The organism is Staphylococcus cornubiensis (genome assembly GCF_900183575.1).
GTDB lineage: Bacteria > Bacillota > Bacilli > Staphylococcales > Staphylococcaceae > Staphylococcus > Staphylococcus cornubiensis.
On the sequence record NZ_FXUZ01000013.1, the window covers coordinates 35,566 to 51,736 of the forward strand.

Below are 16,171 nucleotides of genomic sequence, written 5' to 3' on the forward strand. Positions count from 1 at the left end.
GTTCCCAGAGGACTTGTCTCAACTAGCCAACGCTTGATTGAATGATGACATGCATGTAGCGTTGGCGGATTTTCGACTGCGTCTGATCCCTCGGGAGTCTCAGCCTTCTGGGCAATCTTACATCAAATGCAGTCACTTAGGGCAAGTTGATGAAATGGAGACAACCCATAACATCCAATGATTACATCCCATTCATCCTCATTTTTAGCTGTTTTATCATCATTAATCGATATATGTCTATAAAAAGATAAGGACTGGGAAAACTTAATGTCCCAGTCCCCTGTTTCATTTATAACCACAACCATATCTCTCATTTAAATCTTTTTATATAGGCAAAAAAAGTTCAGTATTTCCTGTACTTTCACTACCTTCTTCAAAAAAGTGAGAAGATATGGTCATTGAATGATGATGGAAGGTGTAATCATGTTTTGACTTCATATTTGTTTAACATTCGAACCGCTCTTTAAAGATTAGGATTAAAATCATAATCACAATTTAAATATCGAAAACTCAAAATGAATGTTTAAAACCTACCAATCACATTAATCTCGGTACATCTCAATATCCATACTGCTCTGACCATTCAATGCCATATCACCACGAATCCCTTTTAAATAAATCTCATGCGCCGCGGCACCTATCATTGCTGCATTATCTGTACATAACTTCGGCTCTGGAATCGCAAGCTCTATCCCTTTTTCTGCTGTAGCCACTTCTAATGCTTGACGTAAACCGCTATTACTTGCGACACCCCCCGCAACAATGAGTTGTTTCACACCATATGCTTCACACGCACGCATCGCTTTACCTACAAGCACTTCAACAACACTGTTTTGGAAGCTTGTCGCGACATTTTCTGGAATGACAGGCTCTCCTTTTTGCTCTAACTGATGTAATTTATTAATAACTGCACTCTTTAAACCACTGAAACTAAAGTCATAGCTATCCGGTTCTAACCAAACGCGAGGAAAATCATATGTGTCTTCTCCTTGAGCGGCAAGTCGATCAATAGCAGGACCACCTGGATACGGCAACCCGATTTTACGCGCAACTTTATCATACGCTTCGCCGACTGCATCATCACGGGTTTCCCCTATGACTTCAAACTGTAAATGGTTTTCCATATACACAAGTTCTGTATGTCCACCTGATACAATGAGCGCAATGAGTGGGAATTTCAAACCACTTTGAAGTTGATTCGCATAAACGTGTCCTGCAATATGATGAACTGGAATGAGTGGCTTGTTATTTGCAAAGGCAAGTGCTTTCGCTGCATTGACACCAACGAGTAAAGCACCAATGAGCCCAGGACCTTGCGTAACGGCAACCGCATCGACGTCCGCCATCGTCGTATGTGCTTCTTGTAACGCTTCTTCAATCATGACCGTAATATTTTCGACGTGATGACGACTCGCGACTTCTGGAACCACGCCTCCAAAACGTTTATGACTCTCAATTTGACTTAATACACTGTTGCTTAAAATTGTTTGACCATTTTCAATCACACTGACACTTGTTTCGTCACAACTTGTTTCAAGTGCAAGAATTTTTGTTGCTTCATTCATATAAATTCACCCACATGACTAATGCATCCTCTCCATCACCATAATAATTTTTTCGTTTTCCTCCAAATTGGAACCCGAGCTTTTCATATACATGTTGTGCAACGACATTATCTACACGTACTTCTAAACTCATCACTGTCGCAATTGAACCCGCAAAGTTCATGCCATACTTTAATAATATTTGTCCTAAGCCGTGACCTTGATAAGCTGAATCTATCGCAATCGTCGTCACTTGTGCTTGATCGACAACGATCCATAAACCTAAATAACCAATAATACGATTGTCATATTCCAACACAAAATAATGTGCAAAATTGTTCTGTTCAAGTTCATAATAAAAGGCATCAATTGTCCATGAACTCTGTTTAAAACTCGCCTGTTCAAGATCAAAAACTTCAGGGACATCTTCATGTGACATGCGTCGAATTTGAAGCTGATCTTCTATTTTTGTTGATTCAGCCAATTTTGTTCCGCCTCCGATAGTTTTAAATATTGCGGTGTAAAGGTATGAATATCACGGGGTGCTCCTTTGTGTGGATACATTTGATCCGCTCGAGGGGGTTGGTTCAAACGTTTAAATGACGCTAATTCTGTTTCAAATTGTGCCACATCTTCACCAACAAAGATGACGTTATCGTGTGTTTGCCACGCCTCAATTAACTTTTCAATTGGCATATATTGGTCTTCCATCACATTCACGAGTTCATCATTTTGCCATTGATACACACCTGTAAAAACATGTTGACGTCTTGCATTAATGATAGGAATAATATAATCATTGGAACACTGGATTTGGGCCGCAATCGCTTTTAACGATGAAACACCATACAGCTGAATATCCAAGGTATACGCGAGTGTTTTCGCCGTCGTGACACCGATACGTAATCCTGTATATGAACCAGGACCTTCTGTGACGATAATTTCATCTAAATCAGTCGGTTTCAATTGCGCCTGCTTTAATAACCATTCAATAAGTGGCATGAGTTGCACGGAATGGTTACGTTTAATCGTTGTCGTGTGTGTCATTAATACGTGACCCTCTTGCATAATCGCTACTGATAATGGCTGATTGGCACTATCAATCAGTAAACTGTACATGTTCGATGGCCTCCTTTATCTCTTCAAAATGTGAGCCACGCGCTTCAAAACTGAGCTCTCGTTCTGTTTCATTGATTGTTTGGATGCTGATTTTTAAATAATGAGGTGGCAAGTAATCTTGAATAAACTGACTCCACTCCACCACTGTCACCGCTTCGTCTTCAAAAAATTCATCAAAACCTAAGTCTTCATCAGAATCTTCTAATCGATAACAATCCATATGATGAAACTTTAAAGTCGTTCCGCGATAAGATTTAATAATATTAAAAGTCGGTGAACTGATATGACGTTTAACGCCCAATGCCTGTCCGATAAATTGGCTTAACGTTGTTTTTCCAGCACCTAAGTCCCCATCTAATAACAATACATCTTGTGCTTTGAGATAAGTTGCAAGTTGATTTGCAAATGCTTGCATCGCTGTTTTATTTTTAATTCTCATTTTGTTCGCACTCCTGACTCGATTTTCTAACCTATTGTAACAAATTTTCAGCGTTTTGACCTTATCAACTTATTGTAAAAAATCAAACTTTGGCACTGACGAATGATTCAACACTGAATACCGCTTCCAAAATATTTTCAGAAAATTTTCGATTTACTGTTGACTTATTTTCTAAGATAGGGTAAATTAATGACATCTAATTTTTAGACAATTCTTTCTATTCGCAACATTTTGGTGTTGTTATTTTAGAATAACGTGATTAAAGGTTTACATCGTACAATTCATTCATGACCGATGTGACACCTGAACCATTCATTTTAGAAAAGGAGCGTATGAACAATGAAAAGACGTGCAATGATGACCCATACCGTACAAAATCATAATATTGTCATTTTATTATTACGCTCAGGACTGGAGCTTTAGTAGTTATTTTACTAAACGCTTAAGTCCTATTTCTAGTTGAATGGGACTTACCAGATACGTCCCAATTTCAATTTTGGGGCGTATCTTTTTTTATTTGAAAAACCGAGGAGGCATTTGAGATGAGAAGTGACATGATTAAAAAAGGAGATCACCAAGCACCAGCGAGAAGTTTATTACATGCAACAGGTCAAATTCAATCCCCTACTGATATGGATAAGCCGTTTATTGCAATTTGTAATTCTTATATCGACATCGTCCCTGGACATGTGCATTTACGTGAATTAGGTGATATTGCAAAAGAAGCGATACGTGAAGCAGGAGGTATTCCATTTGAATTTAATACGATTGGTGTAGACGACGGGATAGCGATGGGACATATTGGTATGCGTTATTCATTACCAAGCCGTGAAATTATCGCGGATGCAGCTGAAACAGTCATCAATGCTCATTGGTTCGACGGTGTTTTTTATATTCCGAACTGCGATAAAATCACACCGGGTATGTTGATGGCTGCGATGAGAACAAATGTCCCTGCGATTTTCTGCTCTGGTGGTCCAATGAAAGCCGGCTTATCAACTCAAGGAAAAGCACTCACACTCTCATCTATGTTTGAAGCAGTTGGTGCCTTTAAAGAAGGTTCGATGACAAAAGAGGAATTTTTAGATATGGAACAAAATGCTTGTCCGACTTGCGGTTCTTGCTCAGGCATGTTCACTGCCAACTCGATGAACTGCTTAATGGAAGTGTTAGGTTTAGCCTTACCATACAACGGAACAGCGTTAGCAGTCAGTGATCAACGTCGTGAAATGATTCGTGCTGCTGCAAAACAACTCGTTGAAAATGTTAAAAATGACTTAAAACCAAGAGATATCGTAACGAAAGAAGCCATTGATGATGCTTTTGCTTTAGATATGGCGATGGGTGGTTCGACAAATACCGTGCTTCATACCCTTGCCATCGCTCAAGAGGCGGGTATCGATTATGACTTAACACGCATCAACGAAATTGCGAAAAAGACACCTTACTTATCTAAAATTGCGCCAAGTTCATCTTATTCTATGGATGATGTACATCAAGCAGGCGGTGTGCCAGCAATTATTAATGAATTGATGAAAAAAGAAGGTGTATTACATCCAGATCGTATCACAGTCACTGGTAAAACTTTAAGAGAAAATAACCAGGACAAAGAAATTACGAATGATGTGGTGATTCGCCGTTTGGACAATCCATACGACCAACAAGGTGGCCTCTCTATTCTTTACGGCAATATTGCTCCGGATGGTGCGGTGATAAAAGTCGGTGGTGTCGATCCATCAATTAAGACATTTAAAGGTAAAGCGATTTGTTTTGATAGTCATGATGAAGCGGTTGAAGCTATCGATAATCATACAGTACGCGCTGGACATGTGGTTGTCATCCGTTACGAAGGGCCTAAAGGTGGTCCTGGAATGCCTGAAATGTTAGCACCGACATCATCAATCGTTGGACGTGGCCTTGGTAAAGACGTCGCACTGATTACAGATGGACGCTTTTCAGGCGCAACAAGAGGCATTGCAGTCGGTCATATTTCACCAGAAGCCGCTGCTGGAGGTCCGATTGGTTTAATTGAAGATGGCGATGATATCACGATTGATCTCGTGAATCGCGACTTAACTTTACACGTGGATGATGACGTACTCGCAGAACGCCAAATACATCGTAAAGCCTTTAAAGCGAAAGTGAAAACCGGTTATTTAGCACGTTATACAGCGTTAGTAACGAGTGCGAATACGGGCGGTGTAATGCAAGTACCTGAAGACTTAATTTAATCACATTGGAGGGATTAAAAATGACGAAAACAAACTCAACTGTTCCACATGAGCAAACTGAATCGCTTGAAGAAGCAGTTCAACCTGAAACGAAAACTTTAAAGTCTGGTGCAGAATTGTTAGTCGATGCTTTTTTAGAAGAAGGTGTTGAGTACATATTTGGTTATCCTGGCGGGGCTGTCCTCCCCCTTTATGACACATTCTATGATGAGCAAATTAAGCACATTCTCTATCGTCACGAACAAGGTGCGACACATGCTGCTGAAGGTTATGCCCGTGTAAGTGGCAAGCCGGGCGTTGTCGTCGTAACGAGTGGTCCTGGTGCAACCAACGCAATTACAGGGATTGCCGATGCGTACAGTGATTCATTACCACTTGTTGTAATTACAGGACAAGTCGCTACACCGGGTATCGGTAAGGACGCGTTCCAAGAGGCTGACATTTTATCACTAACAACACCCATTACAAAGCATAATTATCAAGTTAATGATGTTAGGGAGATTCCAAGGATTATTAAAGAAGCGTTCCACGTTGCAAATTCTGGTCGTAAAGGCCCTGTTGTCATCGATTTTCCAAAAGATATGGGTATTTTATCGACCGATTCACCTGTTGATAATACAGTGAACACGCCAGGTTATTTTGTTAATACAAAGCCTGATATAGATGAAATTCAAAAACTAAATGATTATTTAAAAACATCAGAACGTCCAGTGATTTTAGCTGGTGCGGGCATTCATTTTTCTAAATCGAATGCGTTATTACAACAATTAGTGGAAAAATATCAACTTCCTGTAGTCACGACACTTCATGGTTTAGGTGCAATTCCTTATGATGACCCCCACTTCTTAGGTATGGGCGGTATGCACGGCTCTTATGCAAGTAATATGGCATTAACAGAATGTGATTTGCTCATTAACTTAGGCTCAAGATTTGATGACCGGTTAGCGAGTAATCCTGAGCAGTTTGCACCGAATGCGACCATCGTTCATGTCGACATTGACCCTTCTGAGATCGACAAAATTATTAAAACGGATCTCGGTATTGTTGCCGATGTTAAAAATGTAATTGAAGCATTATTGAAATACGACACAGAAAAGATTAATCATGACGCTTGGCTTGAAACGGTAAAACAATATCAAGCACAACATCCATTCAAATATGTGGATGATCCACTTGAAAAGTTCTGTAAACCTCAGCGTGCCATTGAATATATTGGTGAAATTACGCAAGGTAAAGCATATATCGCAACAGATGTCGGCCAACATCAAATGTGGGTGGCGCAATTTTATCCTTTCCAAACATACGGTCAGTTGATTACAAGTGGTGGTTTAGGAACGATGGGCTTTGGTATCCCCGCAGCAATTGGCGCAAAATTTGCTAAACCGAAAGAAACGGTCGTGGCATTTGTGGGTGATGGTGGCTTCCAGATGACAAACCAAGAAATGGCTTTACTGAAAGAATTCAACTTAAACATTAAAATCGTGTTGATTAATAATGGTACGCTCGGCATGGTGAAACAATGGCAAGATAAGTTTTTCAACCAACGTTTTTCACATTCAGTATTCAATGACCAACCTGATTTTATGAAAATGAGTGAAGCTTATGGTGTCAAAGGCTTTTTAATCGATGACCCTAAATGTTTAGAATCACAAATCGATGCGGCATTTTTACATAATGGTCCTGCATTAATTGAAATTCGCATTTCACCTGTTGAACCTGTATTGCCAATGGTACCGAGTGGCAAAGCGAACCATGAGATGGAGGGACTGCTATGAGACGAACATTTAAATTACGTGTCTTCGATAAAGCCGGTACACTCAACCGTTTAACCAGTTTATTCGTAAGACGTCAAATTAACATTATTAGTATCAATGCCTCACCGACGTTAGATGAAGGCATTTCAGAAATCACTTTTATTGCAGAAGTACCTGACGATGAAAAGCAACGCACGATTATTCAACAATTAATCAAGCAAGTCAACACATTAACCGTTGAAGATATTACGAACATTAATACATTTAACCGTGAATTATTATTAATCAAACTCAAAAAACCAATACCACAAGAGCAATTTCAAAAAGTGTTACAACCGTATGATGCGCTAGTTTCAACATTGAAAGAGAATGGTCAATATTTGTATTTACAAGCGACAGGTCCAACCTACACATTGAACCACCTCTTAGACGATCTATCATCATTTCATATTGACCAAGTTGCACGCACTGGTACAGCTGGAATTATTTGAAAAATCAAAAAATATTTATTTGGAGGCATTTTAATATGACAAAAGTTTATTACGATCAATCAGTAGAAAAAGATGTATTACAAGGTAAAAAAGTTGCTGTAATTGGCTATGGTTCACAAGGCCATGCCCATGCCCAAAACTTAAAGGATAATGGCTACGATGTCGTTATCGGTATTCGCCCGGGACGTTCTTTCGACCAAGCACAAGAAGACGGCTTTGATGTTTTTACAGTTGCAGAAGCTGTTAAACAAGCAGATGTCGTGATGGTATTACTCCCTGATGAAATTCAAGGAGACGTTTACAAAAATGAAATCGAGCCCAACTTAGAAGCAGGTAACGCGTTAGCATTCGCTCATGGCTTCAATATTCACTTTAACGTGATTCAACCTCCAAGCGATGTCGATGTTTTCCTTGTTGCGCCAAAAGGTCCAGGGCATTTAGTCAGACGTACATTTGTTGAAGGTTCTGCTGTCCCAGCATTATTCGCTGTACAACAAGATGCAACTGGTGAAGCACGTGATCTAGCTTTAAGTTATGCAAAAGGAATCGGCGCTACACGAGCAGGTGTATTAGAAACATCTTATAAAGAAGAAACTGAAACAGACTTATTCGGTGAGCAAGCCGTACTTTGCGGTGGTGTCACACGTTTAATTCAAAGTGGTTTCGAAGTCTTAGTTGAAGCAGGTTATCAACCAGAAATCGCCTACTTTGAAGTGTTACATGAAATGAAATTAATCGTTGACTTAATGTACGAAGGTGGACTTGAAAACATGCGCTATTCGATTTCAAACACTGCAGAATTTGGCGACTACGTATCTGGTCCACGTGTCATTACTGATGAAACGAAAGAAAATATGAAAGCTGTATTAAAAGATATTCAAGATGGTACATTTAGTGATTCATTCATTAAAGACAATCAAGACGGCTTTAAGAAGTTTAAACAAATGCGTGAAGCACAACGCGGCCATCAAATTACCGAAGTCGGTCAAGCACTACGCGAAATGATGCCATTCATTAAATCAAAAAGCATTCAAAAATAATTTTTAAGGAGTGAATGAAAATGTCTAGTCATATTCAGATTTTTGATACTACACTACGCGACGGAGAACAAACACCAGGGGTCAGCTTTTCTTTTGAAGAACGATTAAAACTCGCACAACAACTTGAAAAATGGGGTGTCGATGTCATTGAAGCCGGATTCCCCGCTTCAAGTCAAGGGAGCTTTGAATCAGTACAGGCGATTGCGCGAACATTAAAACGAACAACGGTAACAGGTTTAGCTCGTTGTTTAAAGTCTGATATCGATGCTGTATACGAAGCCACTAAAGATGCCGCATCACCTTCTATTCATGTGTTTATTGCAACAAGCCCGATTCATTTAGAGTCCAAATTGTACATGACAGAATCAGAAGTACTCGATTCGATTAAAACACATGTCAGTTATGCGAGAGAACGTTTTGATATCGTTCAGTTTTCTCCCGAAGATGCAACAAGGACACCCCTGCCCTTCTTAATCGAAAGTGTACAAACTGCTGTAGATGCAGGTGCAACAGTGATCAATATTCCAGATACAGTCGGTTATACGTATCCTTCTGAATATGGCAACATTTTCAAGACACTTACAGAACAAATTAAGTCAGATGTCCCGATTACGTATAGTGCGCATTGTCATGATGACCTCGGTTTAGCTGTCGCAAATAGTATGGCTGCTATCGAAAATGGTGCCACACGTATTGAAGGTACAGTCAATGGTATCGGTGAACGTGCAGGTAATACAGCACTTGAAGAAGTCGCATTAGGCTTATACGTTCGCCAAGATCATTATCAAATTCAAACACAAATTCAACTCGAGCTAACGAAACAAACGTCAGATATGGTCGCACGCTATGCTGGATTGAGAGTCCCTCGCAACAAAGCGATTGTTGGTAAAAATGCATTTAGTCATGAATCCGGCATACACCAAGATGGCTTCTTGAAAAATCCGGAAACGTATGAAATTATGACGCCACAACTCGTCGGTGTGAAAAAGACAGAACTCCCATTGGGCAAATTATCTGGTAAACATGCATTCCAAGATAAATTAAAACAACTCGGCTATGACATTGACTTAGAAGAACAAAAAGTATTATTTAAAGCCTTTAAATCGATTGCCGATAAGAAGAAACACGTGACTGATCAAGACATCCACGCCTTGATTCAAGATAGTGAGCATGATAAACATATTGCTTATCACCTTGAAGCACTACAACTTCAATTTGTATCTAATGGACTTCAAAGTGCTGTCGTCGTTGTCCGTGATAATGAGGGCCAACATTATCAAGATTCAAGTATTGGTACAGGCTCTATCGTTGCGATTTATAATGCAGTCGATCGTATCTTTAATGTAGAAACTGTGCTCTTAGATTATCGCATTGATGCTGTCTCTGAAGGCCGAGATGCGCAAGCTGAAGTGCACGTACAAGTTGAAGTTGCGGGTCAAGAACATACAGGAGTCGGTTTTGATCACGACATTTTATATGCGTCGTGTAAAGCGTATGTCGAAGCGGTGGGTAAAGCTGTGCAATCCATTGAAAAAGAAGGTGTCGCACAATGACCTTTCACATTGTAGCACTGCCAGGTGACGGTATCGGACCAGAAATCATGTCAGGAACACTTAAATGTCTAGAAGTCATCGCACAGCAATTTAACTTTGATTATACTGTGGAAACTTATGCGATGGGAGGATGTGCCATTGATGAATATGGCACACCCCTACCTGACGACACATTAAAGGCATGTCAACGTGCAGATGCGATTTTACTGGGTGCAATTGGTGGACCACAATGGACGAATCCACAATGTCGTCCTGAACAAGGTTTATTGAAGTTAAGAAAAGCATTGAACTTATATGCCAATATTCGTCCAACTCGTGTTACCGCTGATATGGCACACCTGTCACCACTGAAGCAAGACATTGTCGAGCATACTGATTTCATCATCGTGAGGGAACTAACGAGCGGTATCTATTTTGGCGAACCGCGTTACCTTAAAGAAGACGAGGCACGTGATTCATTGACTTATACGAAAGAAGAAATTACGCGTATTGCACATGTCGGCTTTCAACTGGCACGATCGCGTCGTCATAAGCTCACGTCTGTCGACAAGGAAAATGTACTTGCCAGTAGTCAGTTGTGGCGACGAACGGTTAATGAAGTAGCTGAACAATATCCTGACGTGACAGTCGATCATTTACTTGTCGATGCATGTAGTATGCATTTAATCAAACGTCCTGCAGATTTTGACGTCATCATTACTGAAAACTTATTTGGCGATATTTTAAGTGATGAAGCGTCGATGTTACCCGGTTCATTAGGCTTATCCCCTTCTGCCAGTTTTAGTGAAGGTGGACCGAAATTATATGAACCGATTCATGGCTCAGCGCCCGATATTGCCGGTCAAAATAAGGCAAATCCTTTCGGTATGATACTGTCACTGGCGATGTGTTTGCGTGAATCAGCAGAGCGCGATGATTTAGCGACTGCCATCGAAACAACAGTGAATACATTGATTGCTAAAGGGATGACGACAGCTGATTTAGGGGGGCATTATGGCACAACGGACATTTTCAATCATTTTAAAGCTTTAATTAAGGGGGCGTAACGAATGGGGCAAACACTTTTCGATAAAATATGGGACCAACATACAATTACAGGACAGCAAGGTGAACCACAATTATTATATATTGATTTGCATTTGATTCATGAAGTGACGTCACCACAAGCTTTTGAAGGCTTAAGAATGCAAAAACGTCCATTAAGAAGACCTGATTTAACGTTTGGTACTTTGGATCATAATGTCCCAACGATTGATATTTTCAACATTTCCGATGATATCGCAAATAAGCAAATTCAAGCGTTACAACAAAATTGTAAAGACTTTAACGTCACTTTGTTTGATATGGGCTCAGATGAACAAGGGATCGTTCACATGGTTGGACCTGAAATGGGGTTGACACAACCTGGAAAAACGATTGTTTGTGGTGATTCTCATACTGCCACACACGGGGCTTTCGGTGCCATTGCTTTCGGTATCGGGACGAGTGAAGTCGAACACGTTTTTGCGACTCAAACGTTGTGGCAAACAAAGCCGAAAAATTTAAAAATCAACGTATCCGGTCAATTGCCTAAAGGGGTCTATGCGAAAGATATTATTTTGCATTTGATTAATCAACATGGCGTCGATTTTGGTACAGGCTATGCGTTAGAATTCGCTGGGGAAACGATTCGCAACTTATCGATGGAAGGCCGTATGACGATTTGTAATATGGCGATTGAAGCAGGCGCAAAATATGGCCTCATTCAACCAGATGAGACAACTTTTGAGTATCTTAAAGGGCGTCGTTATGCACAAAATATCGAGAACAAAGTTGATGACTGGCGTAAATTGTATAGCGATGATGATGCACCATTCGATAAAGTAATCGAACTCGACGTGACACATTTAGAACCTCAAGTGACTTGGGGGACAAGTCCTGAGATGGGTGTAAGTTTCAATACGCCATTCCCAGAAATTCAAAATGTGAATGATGAACGCGCGTATCAATATATGGATTTAAAACCAGGTCAACTTGCGACAGATATTCCGTTAGGTTATGTATTTCTCGGTTCATGTACGAATGCGCGTATTTCCGATCTGGTTGAAGCGAGCCACATCGTTAAAGGCCATCAAGTACATGAGAACATCACAGCGATTGTCGTACCTGGCTCACGTCAAGTGAAGAAGGAAGCTGAAGCATTAGGTTTGGATACGATATTTAAAGATGCTGGCTTTGAATGGAGAGAACCTGGTTGTAGCATGTGTCTTGGTATGAATCCGGACCAAGTGCCAGCTGGTGTCCACTGTGCATCAACGAGTAACCGTAACTTTGAAGGGCGTCAAGGTAAAGGTGCAAGAACGCATCTTGTATCCCCTGCCATGGCTGCAGCTGCGGCGATTCATGGCCATTTTGTTGATGTGAGAAAGGTGGTTGAAGCGTAATGGAAATTAAACCGATTACACAATATACGGGCAAAACAGTGCCATTGTTTCATGACAATATTGATACAGATCAAATTATTCCGAAAGTCCATTTGAAACGTATTTCTAAAACAGGTTACGGCCCTTTTCTCTTTGATGAATGGCGTTATTTAGAAGATGGATCTGATAATCCGGATTTTGTGTTGAACCAACCTGAATATCAAGGTGCATCTATTTTGATTACTGGTGACAACTTTGGATGTGGTTCAAGTCGTGAACATGCAGCATGGGCATTAAAAGATTATGGGTTTCAAGTCATTATCGCGGAAAGTTTTAGTGACATTTTTTATATGAACTGCACTAAAAATGCACTGCTACCGATTTGCCTAGACCGAACATCACGAGAAGCGATTGCACGTTATCCTGAAATCACAATTGACTTACCACAACAAATCATTCAAACACCCGAGCAAAACTATCACTTTGACATTGATGAAACGTGGAAAGAAAAACTGGTGAATGGCCTCGATGATATTGCCATCACATTAAAATATGAAGCATTAATCAAAGACTATGAACTAAAACATACTTAAGGAGTGGGAACGATGTCTGTGAAAACTACACCTGTTCAAGCACAAGATGTTGAAGATGCATTTTTACGCCTCAACACGATTGTTAAAGCAACCCCATTAGAAAAGGATCATTATTTATCTCTTAAATATCAATGTAACGTTTATTTAAAGCGAGAAGACCTTCAATGGGTGCGTTCATTTAAATTACGTGGCGCTTATAATGCCATTGCTGTATTACCAGAAGAAAAAAGAAACCAAGGTATCACATGCGCAAGCGCCGGAAACCATGCGCAAGGTGTGGCGTTTACGGCTAAATACCTCAACTTACATGCGGTCATCTTCATGCCTGTCACAACACCTAAACAAAAAGTCAATCAAGTTCAATTTTTCGGTGGTGACAACGTTGAAATTAAATTAGAGGGGGATACATTTGATGACTGTTTAAAATCTGCACTCAGTTATACTGAACAACATGAGATGACTTTTATCGATCCATTTAATAATGTGCATACGATTGCGGGTCAAGGCACATTGGCGAAAGAAATCATTGAAAGTGCTAAAGAAGAAAATATCACGATTGATTATGTTTTTGGGGCAATCGGTGGTGGCGGACTCATGTCAGGTGTAGCGACATATTTTACAGCACACTCCCCTGCTACCAAACTGATTGGCGTAGAACCTTTAGGCGCAAGTAGTATGTATCAATCCGTGCAAGCAGGTCACGTGGTTACCTTAGACAATATCGATAAATTTGTCGATGGTGCTTCAGTGGCACGTGTCGGGGAAATTACATTTGATATTTGTCGTCAAACTTTGGATGATTATCTTCAAATTGATGAAGGCGCGGTATGTTCGACGATTTTAGATATGTATTCCAAACAAGCTATCGTCGCTGAACCTGCCGGCGCATTAAGTGTCAGTGCCTTGGATCAGTATCAAGAACACATTAAAGGGAAAAATATCGTCTGCATCGTTTCTGGTGGAAATAATGATATTAACCGTATGAAAGAAATTGAAGAACGTTCATTATTATATGAAGAAATGAAGCATTACTTTATTTTGAATTTTCCACAACGTCCAGGTGCTTTAAGGCAATTCGTGAATGATGTACTTGGACCACATGATGATATTACCAAGTTCGAATATTTGAAGAAGTCTTCTCAAAATACCGGAACTGTCATTATCGGGATTCAGCTTCAAAATAGATCCAATCTGGACATGCTGATTCGTAACGTCAATCAATTTGATCCTAAAAACATTTATATTAATGAAAACAAAATGCTGTATTCGTTATTAATTTAAACTAAATCAAAAGGAGCAAACTTGAGATAACCACCTCTCAGATTTGCTCCTTTTTAAATTTTTAATATATTAGTCAAATTGATACTTTCTCATGGCGATACTAAATCCAATTAATACGACTAGCATCAACACCGCATCAATCATGAAGACTTGTGCTGCATTATCATTGAGAATAAAGCCGAAAAAGCTCAGTGAAACAGGTATAATCGCTTGTGCAATAGATGAATTTAGCGAAAACACACGGCCTTTATATTCGTCCTCTACTGCCTTCTGTAAATAAATGCCATAAGGTGTGTTAATGATAGGTAAACTTACACCAATCAGCGCATATGTCGCAATAAGAAAGCTAAACGATATTATATTCGTATGTGGGAACAATAAAAAGACACCAAGTGAAAATAAAGTGACAATTTCTATAAGAACCCCAATCTTATAATATAACGTGACCCCTCTTTTTACAGGATAAATCGACATCACAAATGACACTAAAAATAGCGCAATCGTATAACCCGATTCAATCATTCCAAACTGTGTCGATTTAAGGTGCAGCTGCTGTATCGCAATGATAGGTACGCCTACCACAATAACATTGATTAAAAAGTTGTTTAACATCGCACAAACGAGAAAAGTCATAATTTCTTTCTTCTTCACTAAATATTGTACCCCCTCTTTAAAGGAGTGCACTAATTGACTTTTCATTTGTTGATGATTAATGATAGGTAAAGATTGGATGAGTAAAATCGAAATCGCCTCAGTCACCATGTTGATCATCCCAATAACTTGTAGCGGGATAAATGCAATCACTATGCCCCCGATGATAGGAGACACGAAACTTGTCAACGTCGACACCGTTTGTCTAATTGAAATCACACGCTCCAAATTATCGGTCACGATACGTTGCAAATTTTTCTGTATAATGACAGAGTTAATCCCATCAGGAACCGTTAATAGGATACCTAAACAAATGATCATATATACATTGTCATCATATAACAATGAAAAAATGAGCAGTGCAGCCACACTTGATAACTGTGAATACAAAATTAAGCGCTTATTGTTAACCGAATCGATAAATACACCACTAATCGGCGTTGACAGAATCGTTGTAATCACGATGAGTGTTAAATAAATACTGTACAAATAACTGTTTTCTGTGTTCTTCAAAATATGGAAGGCGCAAGCGAAACTGAAGACACTTGAACCAATTGTAGAAATAAAACCAAATATAATTAATTTATAAGCATTAGGCGTCAAAGCACAACACCTCCAAGTGATATTCATGATGTATGTTTCAAACAAACTATAGGGAGGTTTTTCATACAGAAAATATCAGTCTTAATCTTCTGAATATTGAGATAAATAATATAAAATAGTATATCTAATTTCAATCTATATGACAAGATAAATTTGTTTTAAAACAAAAGCATTTGGATTGAACAGTTCAGCTATTTGAGAAGATAACTTTAATGATAAAAAAGCGAAGAAAAGGATAAGTAGAGAAGTTTACCAATAGATATAAAGATGACTAAGATAAGGTGTTAGTGCGGAGATAACGAAAAAGCTTCGAAACAATAATGATTGCTTCGAAGCTTTTTGAAATAACCTGGCACCGTCCTACTCTCGCGGAACGTAAGTCCGACTACCATCGGCGCTAAAGAGCTTAACTTCTGTGTTCGGCATGGGAACAGGTGTGACCTCTTTGCCATTGGCACCAGATTAAGTAT

Annotated in this window: 14 protein-coding genes and 1 rRNA gene; 9 read left to right on the forward strand and 6 right to left on the reverse strand. The window is 39.5% G+C overall.

The window, feature by feature from the left end; genetic code table 11:
- Positions 1–542 precede the first annotated feature (542 nt).
- From tsaD to tsaE, 4 genes are read right to left on the reverse strand one after another with little or no spacing between them, the layout of a single operon-like run.
- The gene (gene tsaD / locus CCE82_RS10365) at positions 543–1,565 is read right to left on the reverse strand and encodes a tRNA (adenosine(37)-N6)-threonylcarbamoyltransferase complex transferase subunit TsaD (protein ID WP_086429311.1); all 1,023 of its coding nucleotides are present in this window, start codon (positions 1,563–1,565) and stop codon (positions 543–545) included.
- Positions 1,558–2,028 (reverse strand): ribosomal protein S18-alanine N-acetyltransferase, encoded by a 471-nt coding sequence (rimI, locus tag CCE82_RS10370; protein ID WP_086429312.1) that lies wholly within the window; start codon positions 2,026–2,028, stop codon positions 1,558–1,560. Before rimI ends, tsaD begins: the two co-directional genes overlap by 8 nt.
- Positions 2,007–2,663: a tRNA (adenosine(37)-N6)-threonylcarbamoyltransferase complex dimerization subunit type 1 TsaB gene (tsaB, locus tag CCE82_RS10375; RefSeq protein WP_086429313.1), complete on the reverse strand. Its 657-nt coding sequence runs from the start codon at positions 2,661–2,663 to the stop codon at positions 2,007–2,009. The genes rimI and tsaB overlap by 22 nt, the downstream gene beginning before the upstream one ends.
- The gene (tsaE, locus tag CCE82_RS10380; RefSeq protein WP_086429314.1) at positions 2,644–3,102 is read right to left on the reverse strand and encodes a tRNA (adenosine(37)-N6)-threonylcarbamoyltransferase complex ATPase subunit type 1 TsaE; all 459 of its coding nucleotides are present in this window, start codon (positions 3,100–3,102) and stop codon (positions 2,644–2,646) included. Before tsaE ends, tsaB begins: the two co-directional genes overlap by 20 nt.
- 542 nt (positions 3,103–3,644) lie before the next feature.
- On the opposite strand from tsaE, the gene ilvD reads away from it, so the two are divergent.
- From ilvD to ilvA, 9 genes are read left to right on the forward strand one after another with little or no spacing between them, the layout of a single operon-like run.
- A complete protein-coding gene (gene ilvD, locus CCE82_RS10385) occupies positions 3,645–5,333 on the forward strand; it encodes a dihydroxy-acid dehydratase (protein WP_086429315.1) in 1,689 nt (562 codons plus the stop codon).
- 20 nt (positions 5,334–5,353) lie between these two features.
- The gene (ilvB, locus tag CCE82_RS10390; protein ID WP_086429316.1) at positions 5,354–7,108 is read left to right on the forward strand and encodes a biosynthetic-type acetolactate synthase large subunit; all 1,755 of its coding nucleotides are present in this window, start codon (positions 5,354–5,356) and stop codon (positions 7,106–7,108) included.
- The gene (gene ilvN, locus CCE82_RS10395; RefSeq protein ID WP_086429317.1) at positions 7,105–7,578 is read left to right on the forward strand and encodes an acetolactate synthase small subunit; all 474 of its coding nucleotides are present in this window, start codon (positions 7,105–7,107) and stop codon (positions 7,576–7,578) included. Before ilvB ends, ilvN begins: the two co-directional genes overlap by 4 nt.
- A gap of 35 nt (positions 7,579–7,613) precedes the next feature.
- Positions 7,614–8,618 carry a ketol-acid reductoisomerase gene (gene ilvC / locus CCE82_RS10400; protein ID WP_086429318.1) on the forward strand — a complete coding sequence of 335 codons (1,005 nt, stop codon included), beginning with the start codon at positions 7,614–7,616 and terminating at the stop codon, positions 8,616–8,618.
- Positions 8,619–8,638: 20 nt separating this feature from the next.
- The gene (locus tag CCE82_RS10405) at positions 8,639–10,171 is read left to right on the forward strand and encodes a 2-isopropylmalate synthase (RefSeq protein ID WP_086429319.1); all 1,533 of its coding nucleotides are present in this window, start codon (positions 8,639–8,641) and stop codon (positions 10,169–10,171) included.
- Complete coding sequence (leuB, locus tag CCE82_RS10410; RefSeq protein WP_086429320.1) at positions 10,168–11,217, forward strand: 3-isopropylmalate dehydrogenase; 1,050 nt, start codon at positions 10,168–10,170, stop codon at positions 11,215–11,217. Before CCE82_RS10405 ends, leuB begins: the two co-directional genes overlap by 4 nt.
- Positions 11,218–11,220: 3 nt before the next feature.
- Entirely contained in the window at positions 11,221–12,594 is a 1,374-nt protein-coding gene (gene leuC, locus CCE82_RS10415) for a 3-isopropylmalate dehydratase large subunit (RefSeq protein ID WP_086429321.1), read from the forward strand.
- A complete protein-coding gene (gene leuD / locus CCE82_RS10420) occupies positions 12,594–13,166 on the forward strand; it encodes a 3-isopropylmalate dehydratase small subunit (protein ID WP_086429322.1) in 573 nt (190 codons plus the stop codon). Before leuC ends, leuD begins: the two co-directional genes overlap by 1 nt.
- Before the next feature lie 12 nt (positions 13,167–13,178).
- Positions 13,179–14,447 (forward strand): threonine ammonia-lyase IlvA, encoded by a 1,269-nt coding sequence (gene ilvA, locus CCE82_RS10425; RefSeq protein ID WP_086429323.1) that lies wholly within the window; start codon positions 13,179–13,181, stop codon positions 14,445–14,447.
- 69 nt (positions 14,448–14,516) lie between these two features.
- On the opposite strand, the gene CCE82_RS10430 is transcribed toward ilvA, so the two are convergent.
- Both CCE82_RS10430 and rrf read right to left on the reverse strand, forming a co-directional pair.
- A complete protein-coding gene (locus CCE82_RS10430) occupies positions 14,517–15,701 on the reverse strand; it encodes an MFS transporter (protein WP_086429324.1) in 1,185 nt (394 codons plus the stop codon).
- 347 nt (positions 15,702–16,048) lie between these two features.
- Positions 16,049–16,163, reverse strand: a 5S ribosomal RNA gene (gene rrf, locus CCE82_RS10435).
- Positions 16,164–16,171 lie beyond the last annotated feature (8 nt).